This window comes from Oceanobacillus neutriphilus (assembly GCF_014645515.1).
Classification (GTDB): Bacteria; Bacillota; Bacilli; order Bacillales; family Amphibacillaceae; genus Oceanobacillus; species Oceanobacillus neutriphilus.
The window spans coordinates 13,418-29,083 of sequence record NZ_BMLW01000020.1 but is presented as its reverse complement, the minus strand read 5'-3'; the positions used below and the strand labels follow the sequence as shown (position 1 = coordinate 29,083).

General features: G+C 38.4%; 13 protein-coding genes and 1 other annotated feature. Of the genes, 1 reads left to right on the top strand and 12 read right to left on the bottom strand.

What is annotated here, in order from left to right:
• Window positions 1–103 precede the first annotated feature (103 nt).
• The 12 genes from fosB to IEX29_RS24200 all read right to left on the bottom strand — a co-directional run bounded on the left by fosB (window position 104) and on the right by IEX29_RS24200 (window position 15,114).
• Window positions 104–550 (bottom strand): metallothiol transferase FosB, encoded by a 447-nt coding sequence (fosB, locus tag IEX29_RS24255; RefSeq protein WP_188738079.1) that lies wholly within the window; start codon window positions 548–550, stop codon window positions 104–106.
• Between the two features lie 12 nt (window positions 551–562).
• Window positions 563–1,105: a GNAT family N-acetyltransferase gene (locus tag IEX29_RS24250; protein ID WP_188738077.1), complete on the bottom strand. Its 543-nt coding sequence runs from the start codon at window positions 1,103–1,105 to the stop codon at window positions 563–565.
• Between the two features lie 274 nt (window positions 1,106–1,379).
• Window positions 1,380–2,537 carry a YeiH family protein gene (locus IEX29_RS24245; RefSeq protein WP_229720373.1) on the bottom strand — a complete coding sequence of 386 codons (1,158 nt, stop codon included), beginning with the start codon at window positions 2,535–2,537 and terminating at the stop codon, window positions 1,380–1,382.
• Window positions 2,538–2,733: 196 nt separating this feature from the next.
• Window positions 2,734–4,512, bottom strand: a complete 1,779-nt coding sequence (gene xsc / locus IEX29_RS24240; RefSeq protein ID WP_188738075.1) for a sulfoacetaldehyde acetyltransferase — start codon at window positions 4,510–4,512, stop codon at window positions 2,734–2,736.
• A gap of 136 nt (window positions 4,513–4,648) precedes the next feature.
• Window positions 4,649–5,563, bottom strand: a complete 915-nt coding sequence (locus tag IEX29_RS24235) for a selenium metabolism-associated LysR family transcriptional regulator (protein ID WP_188738073.1) — start codon at window positions 5,561–5,563, stop codon at window positions 4,649–4,651.
• A 159-nt stretch (window positions 5,564–5,722) separates the two neighbouring features.
• Window positions 5,723–6,913, bottom strand: coding sequence for an iron-containing alcohol dehydrogenase (locus IEX29_RS24230; RefSeq protein ID WP_188738071.1), 1,191 nt, complete (start codon window positions 6,911–6,913; stop codon window positions 5,723–5,725).
• Between the two features lie 30 nt (window positions 6,914–6,943).
• Window positions 6,944–8,845, bottom strand: a complete 1,902-nt coding sequence (locus IEX29_RS24225; protein ID WP_229720372.1) for a TRAP transporter large permease — start codon at window positions 8,843–8,845, stop codon at window positions 6,944–6,946.
• Between the two features lie 12 nt (window positions 8,846–8,857).
• Window positions 8,858–9,865, bottom strand: a complete 1,008-nt coding sequence (locus tag IEX29_RS24220; protein ID WP_229720376.1) for a TRAP transporter substrate-binding protein — start codon at window positions 9,863–9,865, stop codon at window positions 8,858–8,860.
• Window positions 9,866–9,971: 106 nt separating this feature from the next.
• Window positions 9,972–10,697 carry a GntR family transcriptional regulator gene (locus tag IEX29_RS24215; RefSeq protein ID WP_188738067.1) on the bottom strand — a complete coding sequence of 242 codons (726 nt, stop codon included), beginning with the start codon at window positions 10,695–10,697 and terminating at the stop codon, window positions 9,972–9,974.
• Window positions 10,698–11,170: 473 nt separating this feature from the next.
• Complete coding sequence (locus IEX29_RS24210) at window positions 11,171–11,626, bottom strand: GNAT family N-acetyltransferase (protein ID WP_188738065.1); 456 nt, start codon at window positions 11,624–11,626, stop codon at window positions 11,171–11,173.
• 110 nt (window positions 11,627–11,736) lie between these two features.
• The gene (gene thrS / locus IEX29_RS24205; protein ID WP_188738064.1) at window positions 11,737–13,668 is read right to left on the bottom strand and encodes a threonine--tRNA ligase; all 1,932 of its coding nucleotides are present in this window, start codon (window positions 13,666–13,668) and stop codon (window positions 11,737–11,739) included.
• Window positions 13,669–13,993: 325 nt separating this feature from the next.
• Window positions 13,994–14,211 (bottom strand) — a binding site (T-box leader).
• Window positions 14,212–14,328: 117 nt separating this feature from the next.
• The gene (locus IEX29_RS24200) at window positions 14,329–15,114 is read right to left on the bottom strand and encodes a lytic polysaccharide monooxygenase (RefSeq protein WP_188738062.1); all 786 of its coding nucleotides are present in this window, start codon (window positions 15,112–15,114) and stop codon (window positions 14,329–14,331) included.
• A gap of 268 nt (window positions 15,115–15,382) precedes the next feature.
• Here IEX29_RS24200 and IEX29_RS24195 point away from each other — a divergent pair, with 268 nt between their 5' ends.
• A complete protein-coding gene (locus IEX29_RS24195; RefSeq protein ID WP_188738060.1) occupies window positions 15,383–15,628 on the top strand; it encodes an SPP1 phage holin family protein in 246 nt (81 codons plus the stop codon).
• Window positions 15,629–15,666: the final 38 nt, after the last annotated feature.

Genomic DNA, 15,666 nt, shown 5'->3' with positions numbered 1-15,666 from the left:
CACTGGAATCAACTCCTTCTTTTATATAACTTCCATTTTCATCATCAAATTCCTGCTTTCCGCTAAAAAAAGAGCTCTCTGTCCGAGAACTCTTTTCGCCAGTTTATTCTTTTAAGTTATTTATATTTTCCGGATAAAAACGCATATGCTTCTTCTCATTCTGATAATAATCCAGACGGTCCTGAAGTGTTCCTGTATGAAGTTCAAGCTTATGTCCATCCAAATCTGTAAAATAAATGGATTGCTTATCCTCTGCCGCCCTTTTCCGTCCTTCCAATATATGAACACCTGATTGTTTTAAATGCTGCTCCCAGGCTTCCAATTCTGCAGCTTTAATGGAGAATGCCATGTGTGTATAGGAAGCTTCAATCTCATTACGGGGAATATTCTTTTCTTCATTCAGCGCAAGCCAGATTCCATTTAAATCGAAATAAGCAGTTGAACGCCCTTTTACAAGTAATTTGGCATTCAATACATCCCGGTAAAACGCAATTGACTTCTCTAAATCAGAAACAGAAAATAAAAGATGGTTTATTCCTTGAATTTGCATCAAATCCTCCTGTTAAGCCTTTAGCTTCAATACTTCACCTGTCGGCTTCGGCTCATATCCATAAATTTGCTTCTGTTTGTAAGAATGAATTTCTTCATAGATCGTTACCATAGAATCCAATAATTGCTCATCCGTTTTCACCTGTTCATCCCAATACATAATATCCAATTCTGTTTCCGAATGAGATACTAATGCTTGAAATTGATATGAAATTGCTTCTGATATTCTGAACCCTTCACGGAAATAAAAACGCAGCCGCTTCTCTGTATCCGCATTATTTTCGTCTACAGGCTCTACCTCTAAAATAATTGTTTTTTGCTTATCCTTTAACTGCTGAATCAATTTTTTACCAATTCCTTTTCCACGGGCTTTCTCTGAAACCCATAGAAAATCAACAAAGACGAATTCTTCAAATTCTGCATACATCATAATATGCAGGTCACTTTCATCCTTATAATAATTATTTGGTTTGTCTTTCAGTAAAGCTTCTATTTGTTCTTTTGCTTTCATTTCCTCTACCGGAAAATATTCATTTAACCGCTGGAACCAATCCACGATAATACCTCCTGTTACATTACTTCCTTCATTTTATAACAGGAATGCAGGAAAAGCATCTAAAGCCTATTAAAACCTCTTTTTCCTGCATAACGAAATCTCCCTTTATAAGTTAAGAGAACATCTGTTATTCCTACGTTAACTCTAAAGAGAGATACTATTTATTTTTATAAATTAATTCCTTATTCAGCTTTTTTTCAACTTTGCTTAGAATCTTCATGTCTTCTTTATTCTTGAAGCGGAAGTCTTAAAGTCAGCTGTATTGTGATAAAAATTAAACTCTGACATACCCGCCAAATAAAGAAACTAAAATAACACTTACAACCCCTACTGCTACAGCTGCCATAAATCCAATATAAAATGGCTTCAGCCCCATTCCTTTAAACTTTTTAAAGTTCGCGGACAGGCCGACACCTGCCATGGCAGCTCCCAGTAGATATGTTGTTCCAAATGAACTTAGATTATTATAAATGGATTCCCATGTTCTCCCTGTAAATAAGCCAAAGGCATTTCCTGCGCTTTCTAAAGTTGCGTCTCCAATTGTACGGATAACGGAAAGAATTAAAAAACCAATAACAAATAACGGGATAAATGTATACCACTTCGGTAACTCTTCCTTTTCCAGTTTATCCTGTCCAGCTTCTTTTCTGGAATAATTGAAGAATATATAGGATACAAGCGGGATAATTGCAATAATAAATAAATTCCTTGTCAATTTCGTCACTGCTGCAGTTTCAATGACAGCTGGATTTTGGAAGAGCTGATCATAAATTAAAGCAGCTCCGGTTACCTGTGCAGTATCATGTATTGCTGTTCCTAAGAATAAACCTGCTTTAATTGGATCATCTGCAAATAAAAAATGACCGAGAAAAGGGTAGAGCATCATGCCGGTTAAACCAAAAATAGTAATATTAGCCACAGCATAAGAAATCTCATTTTCCTTTGCTTTAATCACCGGAGATGTTGCCATAATCGCGGTCACTCCGCAAATGCCGGTACCGCTGGCAATCAATGTTCCTAGCCTCATTGACTGATTCATTTTCTTCGTCAAAAAAAGTGTTAAAGCTAAACCGACAGATATACAGGCAACAATCAGCGGGACACCAAATGCGCCAAGCTTTAACGCCTCCATCAGGCTAAGACGTAAACCCAGCAGAATAATTCCGGTACGTAATACATACTTCATGGAAAAGCTGATTCCTTTTGTAAATATATCTGAAAGATTTATCACATTCCGGATAACAATCCCAATTAAAATCGCCACAAATATGCCGGAAACCGGTGTTGAACTGCCTTCTGATAATAATCCCGTCCATATCATAATATATCCAATCAGTTCAGCACCATAAATGCCTAAAAACATGACAACAACACAGAGCAGTAACCCAGGCAGTATGTCTATTACAATATTCTTACTTCTTGATTCCCTCAAATTATCAACTCCTTTATGTACAACTGCTTGAAATTCATTTAACCTGACAAACCGCTCTTAGTACTTTAAAAATACATGTACATATAGCTAAAATTTCCGCACCGGATAAACCGGTACGGAAATTTATCACAGGTAGCCGTCGATAGCACTCCTATTGAGCATCCTCTTGCAGGAAGTTCCGCCTTATTATATCAGATTATTCCTTTCCCCACACTTCATAATCCAAATGCTTGTATTTATCAAGATATCTGGTCGGCATTTGTAAAGCATCTCTCCGGAAAGGGGGCGCTAACTGTGTTCCATCCACATAAATATTAACAACAGCAGGCTTTCTCGCATCTAAAGCTTCCTTGATAATTGGTCCAATGTCTGCTGCTTTTTCAACCGTATATCCTAAAGCTCCCATTGATTTAGCCACTTCTGCAAACTCCGGTCCTTCAATATCTGATCCGACATAACGGTCATCATAATAATCCACCTGATTCTTCTTCTCTGCTGCCCATGATTTATTATTGAATACACAGGCAACTACAGGAATATTTTGCTCTACTGCTGTGCTTACTTCATGTAAGCTCATTCCCCATGCTCCGTCACCAATGATTGCAACTACCGGTGCATCCGGCTCTGCCAGCTGTGCTCCCAATGCTGCCGGATAGGCAAAGCCTGTATTTCCGAATGTCAGAGCAGCAATGTGGCGTCTTGTCTGATTAAATTTTAAATAAGCGTTTGCTGTGGAGGAAACATTACCGATATCTGTGGAAATAATCGTATTTTCAGGTAATACTCCTGTCAGCTCCAGTAAGGCACGGCGCGGATTAATCGGATTCCCGTCCTCCATTGCCAGATCAACCAATTCCTGCTCCCATTCTTTTTTAGCCTTCGCAATTTCCTCTACTCTGCCCGGATTTTCTACAGCATCTGGTACCTCTGCAGTTAGTTTTTCGTACAATGCTTTGGTTGCCGCATTAGCATCACCTATAATCCCCACTTCCACTGGATGCGTTCTGGCAATATTTCTTGGATTGATATCAATTTGAATAATTTTAGCATTCTTTGGAAAATAATCGATATCATAGCAAGGCAGTGTACCGAATACAGACAGGCGTGTTCCGATTGCTAATACTACATCTGCTTTCTTCAGGGTATGCATTGCTGCTTTTGAGCCCATATATCCAATTGGACCTACAGCCAGCGGATGCTCTGCCGGAAAGGCATCATTGTGCATATAGGATACTGCCGCAGGAATTGTTAAATGCTCCGCAATCTGTTTTACAACATTTACCCCATCAGAATCAACGGCTCCACGACCGGAAATGATTACTGGATATTTGGCATTCTTTAATAAATCTGCTGCTTTGTCTAATAATACAGGATCTCCACTGCCGCGTGAGTCTGCACGATATTGATAAGGCTGTAAAATCTGGTCCTCCAGCTCTCCATAGAATAAATCACGGGGGATATCATAAAGCACTGGACCGCGTTCCGCATAAGCTATCCGGAATGCTGTACGCAAACAATCTGCGACTCTGCTTTTATGCGTAACTCTTACCGTTTCTTTTGTAATAGCCTGGAAAATCGAGACCTGATCTGCCTCCTGAAACCCGTCCCAGCCAATTGTAGGTGTACCCGCAGATGGCGATATGATTACCATTGGAGTATGTGCCTGGTTTGCTGCTGCAACAGACGTTACCATATTTGTAATCCCCGGGCCATTTTGACCGATAACTACTCCTGCAGTACCGGAAACACGTGTATAGGCATCTGCCATATGGGCTGCACTTTGTTCATGTCTTACCGGCAGAAATCGGATACCTGCTGTCGGGAATAGATCGAGCATATCCATAAATGCAGAACCAACAATACCATAGACCTCTTTTATCCCTTCTGCTACCAGTGTTTCAACAATTGCTTCACTTGGAGTCATTTTCATCTTCTGATTTGTCACCTGTTTTACATCCAAAGATTGCTTAGCCATTATAATTCCTCCTTGATTATATTTATATTTTATTTAAGAAATGCTTCAAATAATTAACCCTGGAACAGCACCATAAAATCCTTTTCCATCGTGTATGACAAACACCTCCCTTAAGGAATGATTTAGAAAAATGCTTTTACAAAGCGGGCTCCCTCCTTTTCTGTGTCATCTTATATAACTCTTCTAAAAATAATTCTGCTGTAGATTTCAAAACCTGATTTTTCCCATAAGCAGTATAAAAAAATCGATAGAAAGAGACATCCTTTACTTTATATGCTGTTAATAAATTCAGCTTCTGCTCTTTTTTTATGGCACTTTTAGAAGTAATCGAGATACCCAGCTTTGCTTCCACCGCTGCTTTAATTGCCTCCGTACTGCCTAACTCCATCACAATATTCAGATCTTCCTCCCTGACACCGGATTGCTTTAAATATTGGTTTACTACGGCTCTGGTTCCAGATCCTCTTTCTCTTACTATCAGCGGTAACGCTTTCAATTCATCCACCGATATAACAGTATTTTCTGATGAAAAAGATAACGGGGAAGCAATAAGAATCAACTCATCTTCTAAAAAGGATTCAACAACTATTTCCGTATCATCTATCGGTGTTTCAATCAAACCTACATCCACACGCTGGTCTTTAATATCGGAAATGATATTATTGGAATTTGTAATATCTACCTTTATCTGAATCAATGGATACATATCTTTAAATTTTTTTAGAAACTCAGGCATAATATACTCTCCAATAGTAAAACTGCAGCCAATACTTAATTCCCCATGAACTGTATTCTCTATCTCCAGGATTTCTTTTCGGGCGGTATCATTTAACCGGACAATTTCCTTTGCATGATTCATTAAGATTATTCCCGCTTGAGTTAAGCTTACTTTTTTGGTAGTCCGTTCAAATAATTTCGTGCTCAGCTCCTCCTCTAAAGCTTTAATCTGCGCTGTGATGGTAGGCTGGGTGACAAATAATAGCTTTGCAGCTTCAGAAAAGCTCTTCTTTTCAGCAACAACTATAAAGGTTTTTAATTTCTCATAGTTCATATTTTCCCATCCCATCAATCATTCGTTTAAATGCCATGAACTTATTTTTTACAGAGATACTGACATCACGACCAGTTAAGGCACAAGTATTTTATAATTAAATGATCTCTTCGTTTCTGTTTCTCTTCAGAACTAATTGTATGATTAACCTTTGTGTAATTATACTTGTTCGATTGCTTTTACTTTATTTAATTTATCTATCAAATCTAAAAATAGTTTTCTTATATCAGAACTGGAAGGAACAATACGATTCGTTAAAATACCATTTCCATCCAGTGCATCCTTGGCCAGTAAATCAATATTACTTTTTAGATCCTGAAGATTAATAAATTTCAACGCATCCTTCCATATTTGAAAATCATCACAGTGTTTTTCAATTATCTGTATGGATTGTTCAGCCAGTTCATGTATGTCTTTATTTGCATCCGCCCCTAATGCAGCTGCAATTTGTGCATATCTTTCAGGAGCTGCCTGCAAGCCAAAACGCATAACCAGGGGTAATAACACCGCTACACTTAATCCATGTGGAATATGGAATTTGGCTCCTAAAGCCCTTCCTGCTGCATGAGCTAAGTTGGTAGAAGCATTTGAAAAGGCAATTCCCGCATACGTACTGGCCAGCAGCATCTCTTCTCTTGCCTTAATATTCATTCCATCATGATACACAATCGGTAAAGATCTGCCTGCGATTTGAATCGCTGTTAAAGCATATTGATCTGTCGCTATATTGGCTTTGGTTGATACAAAGGCTTCAATCGCATGTGTTAAAGCGTCAACCCCGGTATACGCTGTGAAATTTTTCGGCAGACTGCTTGTTAAAGCAGGATCAAGAATAGCTATATCAGGAATTAAATCTGGATGTCCCGGATTCATTTTAATACCCTTTTCTGTATCGGTAATAACCATCACCTTTGTTGCTTCAGAACCTGTTCCCGCAGTAGTTGGAACAGCAATTAAAGGCAGTCTTTCCAGGCTGTCCTGCTTCGTTATTGCACCCCATTCCATTTGAGAGCTTTTACAAAAAAGTGCTGTTGCTTTCGCAATATCAATAGCGCTTCCTCCCCCAATTGCCGCTACTCCATTAACCTTATGTTCTTTTGCAATGGTTAAAGCTGCTCCTAGATGATCTGTAGTTGGTTCTCCTTGATAATCTGAAAAGAAGGTGACATTAATATTTTCCTGATTTAAAATCTGCGCGATTCTGTCATCATATTTTAATGGTTCTGTTGTTAAAAATTGATCTATAACAACTAACAGATGAGTTATCTTTAGTTTTTTAGCACTTTCTCCAAAATTCCCCAGACTATTTTCACCAATTGTAATTTGTTTCGGCTGATACGTGGTATACATAATAGTTCCTCCCTTTGTAACTTTTACTATTTAGTTTCTTATTAGCTCCGGCAGCCACATGGTGATTTCCGGAATGTATGAAAATAATAAAAGAAGAACAATCATCGTTAAGAGTAAGTACTTATTTCCTCTAATAATCTCTTCAATCTTTATTTTCGCGGTACTTGCTGCCACAAACAGATTTACTCCGACAGGTGGTGTAATAAACCCGATAGCTAAGTTAAAGATCATAATAAGTCCGAAATGAACCGGATCAAGTCCGATTGCCACTGCCATCGGTAATAATATCGGTGTCAGTATCACAATGGCAGCCAGTGCTTCCAAAACTAAACCTATAAGTAATAAAAACAGGTTTAAAAGCAATAGAATAACGAATTTATTTTCACTCAATGACAGAACAAATTCTGCTACAAATTCTGCTACCTTTTCCAATGTGATCAGCCGGCCGAATATACTTGCCATAACCATTAACATGATAATTACAGAAGAGGTAACACCTGCTTTAACAAGACTTTGATAAACACCTTTTAAACCAAGGTCCTTATATACAAACATACCGACAATAATCCCGTAAGCTGCGGCTACTGCTGCTGCTTCAGTAGGAGTCATAAAACCCCCATAGATTCCTCCTAAAATAATAACTGGAACTAATAATGCAAGCTTGGCGTCCCAGGCAGCTTTTGCAGAATTTCTGAGGTTAAATGATGTCCGCTCACCCCTCCAGCCATTTCTCTTAGAAATAATAAAAGCTACGATTAATAGAATGATGCCGGTAGAAACACCTGGAAGAATGCCGGCAAGAAATAACTGAGAAATAGACTCTTGTGATACTACCCCATAAATAACCAGGGGGTTACTTGGTGGAATAATGACTCCTATCGTTCCAGCTGTCGCCACAACTCCAGTGGCGAAGCCTGGATTATAGCCCTGTTTAATCATCGCCGGAATAAGCAATGTTCCAATAGCAGCCACTGTAGCTGGTCCTGAACCGCTTATTGCGGCAAAAAACATGGAAGTAATAATTGCTACCAACGCCAATCCGCCAGGCAAAAATCCTATCAGTTCATCTGATAAATTTAATAATCGTTTGATAATTGCTCCTCCGCCCATAATAATCCCTGCTGCGATGAAAAATGGGACCGCCATAATCGGAAAGTTATCTATACTTGTAAATGCTGTCTGTGGAAAGAAATCGACCGGGATTGCATCCGTTGCCAAAACTGTTGCTAACGTACTCGCTCCCAGTGCAAATGCAATTTGCATCCCGATTAGAATAAATAGAGCAAAGTAACCAAATAAGACGAGTGCAATTGCAGCATCTCCGAGAAAAGCAACGGGAAGAATCATAACAATTGCAAAAGTAATTCCTAACAGTCCTTCTTTTATAGATATTTCTTTGGTATCTTTTATAAACATCTGGATTAAACGAATCATGATTAATGCAAATCCAATTGGTACGGCGCTGTAAGGAACTGCCATTGGTATTGATAAAGCTGGTGTAGTCTGGTGTGTATCAATCTGAAAGGATATAAGCTCAAAACCATTCACTACCATCATGTAGCTAAAATAAAACATAAATAATGTATTTGATAGCAGAAGACCTTTTTGAATACTTGCCGGCAGCCTATCCGTCAGTATACTGACTTGAATAGATTCCCTTTTCCGTATTGCCAGACTGGCTCCCAAAAAAGAAACAAAGATAAATAAATATCTCGAAAGCTCTTCTGTCCAAGTAGTAATATTGCCAATATCTAAAAATGGAAGTAAATACCGATTAATTACCTGAAGATTGATTAGAATAATGAAAGTCAAAAACCCCGAGACAATGAGTATTTCTTCAAATCTGCGATCAAGAACAGAAAGACTCTTCATCCAAAAATTCGGCGGTTTACCGGAATAATTACTTACTTTACTGTCTACAGCCGCTTCCAATTGTCTCACCCCCTATTCTTCAAAAATACTTTCTTTTGTCTTCCCTAAGGTATCTAAGATAATGTCAACATAATCTGTCTCTGCGTATCCTTCTCTGACGTATTGATCCCAGACAATTTCTGTCGCCTGCTTCCACTCCAGATATTCTTCATCCGTAGGTTCATATATTTCAATTCCATAATCAATAAATTGCTGTTTTGCCTCCTCATCTCTTTCTGTGGCAACGACTCTTTGCCACTCCATTGCTTCCTGTCCAGCCTCCATAATAATTTCCTGCTGGTACGGTTCAAGCTCATCATAAAGATCTTTATTCATAACAAGAATATCTGAGCTGTAGTTATAATTTACTTCCGCTGCATATGATAACACTTCCTGATGCTTCGAATCCCAAAGGAGAGAATACGTGTTTCCTTCGCCATCAACAGTTCCTTGCTGAAGTGCCGTAAAGACTTCAGACCAGGCAACCGGAGTTGGATTTGCATCCAAAGCTGTAAAGTCAGCTTGCTCAATTCTTGAATTCGTTGTTCTAATTTTCATTCCATCGAGATCAGATGGTTTTTCAATTGCCTTACTGTTGTTGACGATTTGCCGGAAACCATAGTCTGGAAAGAAAATAACCTTAAATCCTGATTTCTCCATCTCTGCCCGTACAATATCCCCGGGCTCTCCATCAATTGCTTTATATACCTCTTCTTTATTTTCAAAAATGTAAGGCAAATCCCAAGCCGTAAAGTAATTAGTAAAACTTGTCATGTTCGGTGTGGAGGAGCTGGCGAAAGCGATACTCCCTCTTTGTGCACTTTCAATAACTTCCCTGTCGTCCCCAATCAGTCCATCGTGATATGTTTCAATAATTATTTCTCCATCTGATTTTTCCTCTACCAGTTCTGCAAACTTATCAACTCCCTGAGAAACGGGATGATTCCAGGCTTTTGACTGAGCAGCTCTAAGTGTAATGATATCTAATTCTGTCGATCCGGAAAGTCTGGCTAACCTTTCATCCCCCAAAAATACCATCATGAAAAACACGAAAACAACGAGGATCGGTAGAAACAGCCTTTTCATAACAGCCTCCATTTGACAGCGCTTACATTTAAAGAATAATAAAAATCAGCTGCACTATCAGTTATTTTTTATTTATATTTCTTTTGGTTTTTATCCGAAATGTGTACATATCAGGGCGATACTGTCCAATATAATACTCAACGACATTACCTTTTTCATCAACTATTGTCCTTTCGACAAGCAACACGTTTGATCCACTTGGTATTTCCAGATACGGTGCTAAATGTTCTTCAATTATTTTCGATGTTATATACTGCTCCGCTTCATCCAGAACAATACCTAACTCATTTTCTAGTAAATCATATATTGTTTCCTTATCCAGATTAAATTTAGATAAACGTTCTCCTATTGATAGCGGGTAGTAATGCCGCTCAATTGCGATAGGTTTTTCATCAGCGTAACGAAGTCTTTCTATCATCAATACTTCTTCTTTAAAAACTCCTATTTTATGTTCATCTGCTTTTAACTTTTTAGAGGTTAATAATTTACTCGTTGGCACCATTCCCATCCTTCTTACTGTCTCCGTAAAACTGTTCAAAGAAGATAACCATTCCTGAATCGGAGGTTTCTTATTTACATAAGTTCCTTTTCCGTGCACTTTAATCAACAATCCGTCATTTACCAGCTTTGTGACAGCTTCTCTGACTGTCGTTCTGCTTACTGAATACATATCCATCAATTCTCGTTCACTTGGTATTTTTTCGATAAACTCCTGCGCTTTTATTTTTTCTTCTAAACTTTTACTAAGCTGGACATGTAATGGAATATATAATGTATCATCAATCATCTTATTTTCACCTCATTGGTTGTGACGTCACTACCAGTTACCGCTATTAAAAATTAAAACATGAATTTAATAACAAATCAATATTTTACGAAAAATTACATTATTATAAAATCTTATTAAATTTATTAATAATTTTTATTAATGCTCAGAAACTGGTCTATACCTGGAATTTACTATTCATGCCGTATCGTCATTTAAATTGCCAATTCAACCATTTGAAATGCTAAAATGATCTTTCCATCAAGCGAAAGTAATGATTTCATCCAACTCCATCAGGCTATGATTCCTTTCATTCGCTATACACAATCTCCATTCCATTAGTAGGATGATTTAACAACATGTAAGCAGGATAAGAACATGTTCATCATGGAATAAGAAAGTATAGATGCTTCTTCTAAAGTACGAAAGTTGAGTTAGATAACAAAAAGACCGATGATTTTAATTCATCGGCCCTTTACTAATATTTTAAACTTCTAACTATCTAACAGCAGTACTGCTTCTTCTTCAACAAATTCACCTGTCCGCTGAAAACCGCAATGTTCATACAATGTTATAGCAACACGGTTGTCTTTTACAGCAGATGTGCGCAATTCTTCTTCCGGATAATCCTTTCGAAAGTCTTTTATAAATTTACTTAAAGAAGCCTTGCCATAGCCCTTCCCTTGGAAATCCTTTGCAATCATAAAACGATCCATCCACCATGAATCTTTATCATAAATATTACTTGCCGGATAGTAGCATAACATGAGAAATCCAACCATGTCCTCTCCATGATAAATAGCATATGGGTGCTTCTCTTCCTCTTCATAAACTGCTTCCAATACAGAATACCAATTAGGAGCTACAAAATCTTTTTGATTATCATTTACCTTTAATAACGAGCATTTTTTATAATTTGAGCGGTCAATTTTCTTAAATGTAATTGTCATCCTCACTCATCCCCTTTAGCTTTAGATGATAATTCCATTTTATACTAATTGAACAAGAATGAATAGTAATTAAGCGTTTTTTCCGGTTCTTTTATCCTAGTCTCATAAAATCACACATGTCTTATTGCCTTTTCTGCAATCTCTTTTTGAAGACTCTTTAACACCTCCATAATTGACAAGCTCTGACTCTGCTTCTCTCCATATTTCCGTACATTTATTGTTTGTTTTTCTTCTTCCTCATCACCAACCACAAAAATATAAGGTATTTTCTTCATTTGTGCTTCTCTTAATTTTAATCCGAGCTTTTCTTCCCGGCAGTCAGATTCTATACGTATACCTGCCGCTTTAAAAGTATCTTCCAGTTGATCAGCATAAGACTGATGCACAGACGATACCGGCAAAATAACGGCTTGAACCGGAGCCAGCCACAAAGGAAAAGCACCTGCAAAATGTTCAATCAGAATTCCGAAAAAGCGGTCAATTGATCCGTAAATAGCCCGGTGGATAACCACTGGACGCTGCTTTTCATTCTCTGCATTGATATAAGTTAAATCAAACTTCTCCGGCATTTGAAAATCCAGCTGTAATGTTGCACATTGATGACTGCGCCCCAGAGCATCTTTAATATGAAAATCAATTTTCGGCCCATAAAATGCGCCATCTCCTTCATTGACTTGATAAGGCAGATCTATCCGCTCTAAAACATTTGCTAAAGCCTGCTCAGACATTTGCCAGGCAGCATCTTCCCCCATGGAATTTTCCGGGCGGGTAGATAATTCAACATTGTAAGAAAAACCGAACACGCCGTAGATTTCATCAATTAAATGAATTGCTTTTTCCATTTCTGCTTCAATTTGATCTTCTCTTACAAAAATATGGGCATCATCCTGACAGAAAGTTCGGACCCGAAGTAATCCATTTAAAGCTCCACTGTATTCATGCCGGTGTACTTGCCCAAATTCAGCCAGCCTGATTGGCAAATCACGATAAGAACGCAGCTTCTGCTTATAGATCAGCATATGTCCCGGACAATTCATCGGCTTTAATGCAAAATTTGTATGGTCTACTTCGGAAAAATACATGTTTTCATGATAGTGATCCCAATGACCGGATTCTTCCCAGAGCTGCTGATTCATTAAAAGCGGTGTACGTACTTCCTGATAGCCTGCTTTTAGTTGTGCTTCGCGGGAAAATTCCTCCAGCTCCTGACGGATGATCTGACCATTGGGTAAATAAAATGGCATACCCGGTGCTTCTTCAGAAAACATAAACAGCTCCAGTTGCTTTCCTAATTTACGATGATCCCGTTTTTCAGCTTCTTCTAAGAAATGCAAATGTGCATCTAAGTCTTTTTTCTTTGCAAATGCAATCCCGTAAATGCGCTGAAGCATCTCATTATTACTGTCTCCCCGCCAATATGCTCCTGCCAGTTTTGTAAGATGAAATGCCTTTACGTGACCTGTGGACGGTAAATGAGGCCCTCTGCATAAATCAGAGAAATCCCCCTGTTCGTAGATAGTAATGGCTTCATTTGCAGGAATACTCCCTAACAGCTCTACCTTATAAGGCTGATTCTGCTTTTTGAAATAAGCCTGAGCTTCTTCCAAAGAGAGCTCATACGAGCGAATTGGAATGTTCTCCTGAATAATTTTTTGCATCTCTTTTTCTATTTTCGCCAAATCAGATTGATTAATGGATTCTCGGCATTTCATATCATAATAGAAGCCATGTTCAATAACTGGTCCAATACCAAACTGAACGTTGCCCTTCCCGTAAAGCCGTTCCACAGCCTGTGCCAAGATGTGAGCAGCAGTATGCCGCATAATGTTCAGCCCTTCCTCCGAATCCAGTGTCAAGAGTTCAATATGACTCTCTTCTTTCACAGGATAACTGACATCTACCAGCTTCCCGTCCACTTTTCCTGCAATAGCTTTTTTCGCTAAACTCATTGATATTTGTTCTGCAATTTTCTTTATTGATATACCTTTTTCTACATTTTTCTCTCTTCCATCGGGGAAAATAACCTTTACTTCACTTTTCATTTTTTCAATACTCCTTTTCGTTTTATTCCAATAAAAAAGCATACTCTTCCCTCTAAAACAGAGGGACGAATATACTTTTTCGCGGTTCCACCCAAATTCCCGCCAAATTAATTTGACAGCTTCATTTTGCAGTAACGTTGCATAGTTACGTCGTCAGTTGTTACCCTGACGCAGCTCGGAGGCGGTAAACTATCCTTCCGGGTTAGAGAGCTCTCACCTTTACTCTCCTCTCTTTGAACCTTCCAGTTAATTCATATCCTCTTCATCACTTTTTCTATTCTAAAAACCTTTTTATGATATAAAAAAACACATCCTCCCCTTCCTAAGAAGGGGCGAATGTGTTATCTTCGCGGTTCCACCCAAATTCCCGTCAAACTAACTTGACGGCTTCATTTTGCAGTAACGTTGCATGCTTACGTCGCCAGTTGTTACCCTGACGCAGCTCGGAGGTGGTAAATTATCCTTTCATGTTAGAGAGCTCTCACCTTTGCTCCCCTCTCTTTGAACCTTCCAGATAATTCGTATCCTCTTCATTGCTTTTCAAAAATAAATTATAAATCATCATACTAGAATTCTTATATTTATGCAACATTCTTTTTTATTTTAGTAAAATAATCTGCGCAGCTAATTTATTTAAACATTTAGATAATTTAAATCAGATTACTCTACAAGCTCCCATACTCCGGCAGTTCCCGGCGTTTCTCCAGTGGTCCACCATTTTGCCTGATATACTTTTCCATTATACGTGACTTTATCTCCTCCAAGATAGACATTTTTAGCATCCCACGCTGGATACCCGGGAACTTCTGGATCCGGTTCTCCCGGCCCCGGGTCTGTTCCTTCACCGCCAAAGTTAACATCAATTACATTATAGAAAGCATTCGCTGTATCATAAACATCCCATACTCCTAAAATAACATGATAACCAGTCCGTTCCGGGATGGTTACTTGATGGGTTACCTTCTCACCCGGTATTGCGCCTCCATCATAGACTTCATAGAATGGAACGAGCTCAAATTGATCCCTTGTCAGCGGCTGATTCGGATTCCAATCTGGCTTGGTAATATAATAATGCCATTTTGTTGTCGCATGCTTCGCTGTTAAATGCCAGGTAAATGTGTTTACACCGGAATTCAAATTAACCTTTGCCCAGCGGTCAGCAGTTTGTGCGTCCAATTCCGGAAAAGTCCCTCCGGCAGAAGCAATTTCTCCATCTGGAATACTTGCCCCAGGAAATCCTTTTGGTGCTTCCAGACTTTGAGGCTCCCATTGAACACCTCCACAATTTGTATTCACCTGTTCTTTACATAATAATCCTCTTGATTTCGGCTGCTCGATATACCCATGTGCAGCAGCAGCTCCCAGTCCAACAAACATGAAAAAGACGAGTGAAACAATTGATGTTCCGAGATACTTCAACGACTTATCCTGAAATAACCTTCGCATAAAACTCCTCCTTTATTTGTTTAGACGGTTATGAATCAAGAGCCAAAATTATCTAAGCTGCAAAGGCAAAATTGTCAATTTTGTATTTAATTTACAACCATCTTAACTTAATATTAGCATTAAAAATGAAAGCGTCAACAAAGATTATAATGTTTAACATTATTGTAATATTTTTAATATTTTTGTAATAATTTTGTTTTTAATAGCGGCTGCCCATTCTCATAATTATCCTCATTCTCCCATATCTTATAAAAAGGAGGCTTGTTCCATGAGTGAAAATTTAGCAAGAATAAATAATAAGTGGATACGGCTGACTGTTTTAGTCATTGTATTTGTAAACACAGCTGCAATGATGCTAGGCTATCGGCTCATTCCTCTGTCAAATGAAGATCTTGTTTCGGTACTATCCCTTATCGCTTTATTAGTATCAGAAATTTGGAATCACTGGAAAAATAACAGCTATACCTCACAGGCCAAAGAAGCAGATAAACTGATGAAGAAGTTGAAACGCTAAAATAAAAAAGCTGATGGACAAGCAGCTGCATCTACATT

Excerpts from the sequence above, each read along its gene's own strand:
- fosB (WP_188738079.1), bottom strand. The coding sequence starts at position 550 with ATGCAAATTCAAGGAATAAACCATCTTTTATTTTCTGTTTCTGATTTA.
- xsc (WP_188738075.1), bottom strand. The coding sequence starts at position 4,512 with ATGGCTAAGCAATCTTTGGATGTAAAACAGGTGACAAATCAGAAGATG.
- IEX29_RS24235 (WP_188738073.1), bottom strand. The coding sequence starts at position 5,563 with ATGAACTATGAGAAATTAAAAACCTTTATAGTTGTTGCTGAAAAGAAG.
- IEX29_RS24230 (WP_188738071.1), bottom strand. The coding sequence starts at position 6,913 with ATGTATACCACGTATCAGCCGAAACAAATTACAATTGGTGAAAATAGT.
- IEX29_RS24220 (WP_229720376.1), bottom strand. The coding sequence starts at position 9,865 with ATGATGGTATTTTTGGGGGATGAAAGGTTAGCCAGACTTTCCGGATCG.
- IEX29_RS24215 (WP_188738067.1), bottom strand. The coding sequence starts at position 10,697 with ATGATTGATGATACATTATATATTCCATTACATGTCCAGCTTAGTAAA.
- IEX29_RS24210 (WP_188738065.1), bottom strand. The coding sequence starts at position 11,626 with ATGACAATTACATTTAAGAAAATTGACCGCTCAAATTATAAAAAATGC.
- thrS (WP_188738064.1), bottom strand. The coding sequence starts at position 13,668 with ATGAAAAGTGAAGTAAAGGTTATTTTCCCCGATGGAAGAGAGAAAAAT.
- IEX29_RS24200 (WP_188738062.1), bottom strand. The coding sequence starts at position 15,114 with ATGCGAAGGTTATTTCAGGATAAGTCGTTGAAGTATCTCGGAACATCA.
- IEX29_RS24195 (WP_188738060.1), top strand. The coding sequence starts at position 15,383 with ATGAGTGAAAATTTAGCAAGAATAAATAATAAGTGGATACGGCTGACT.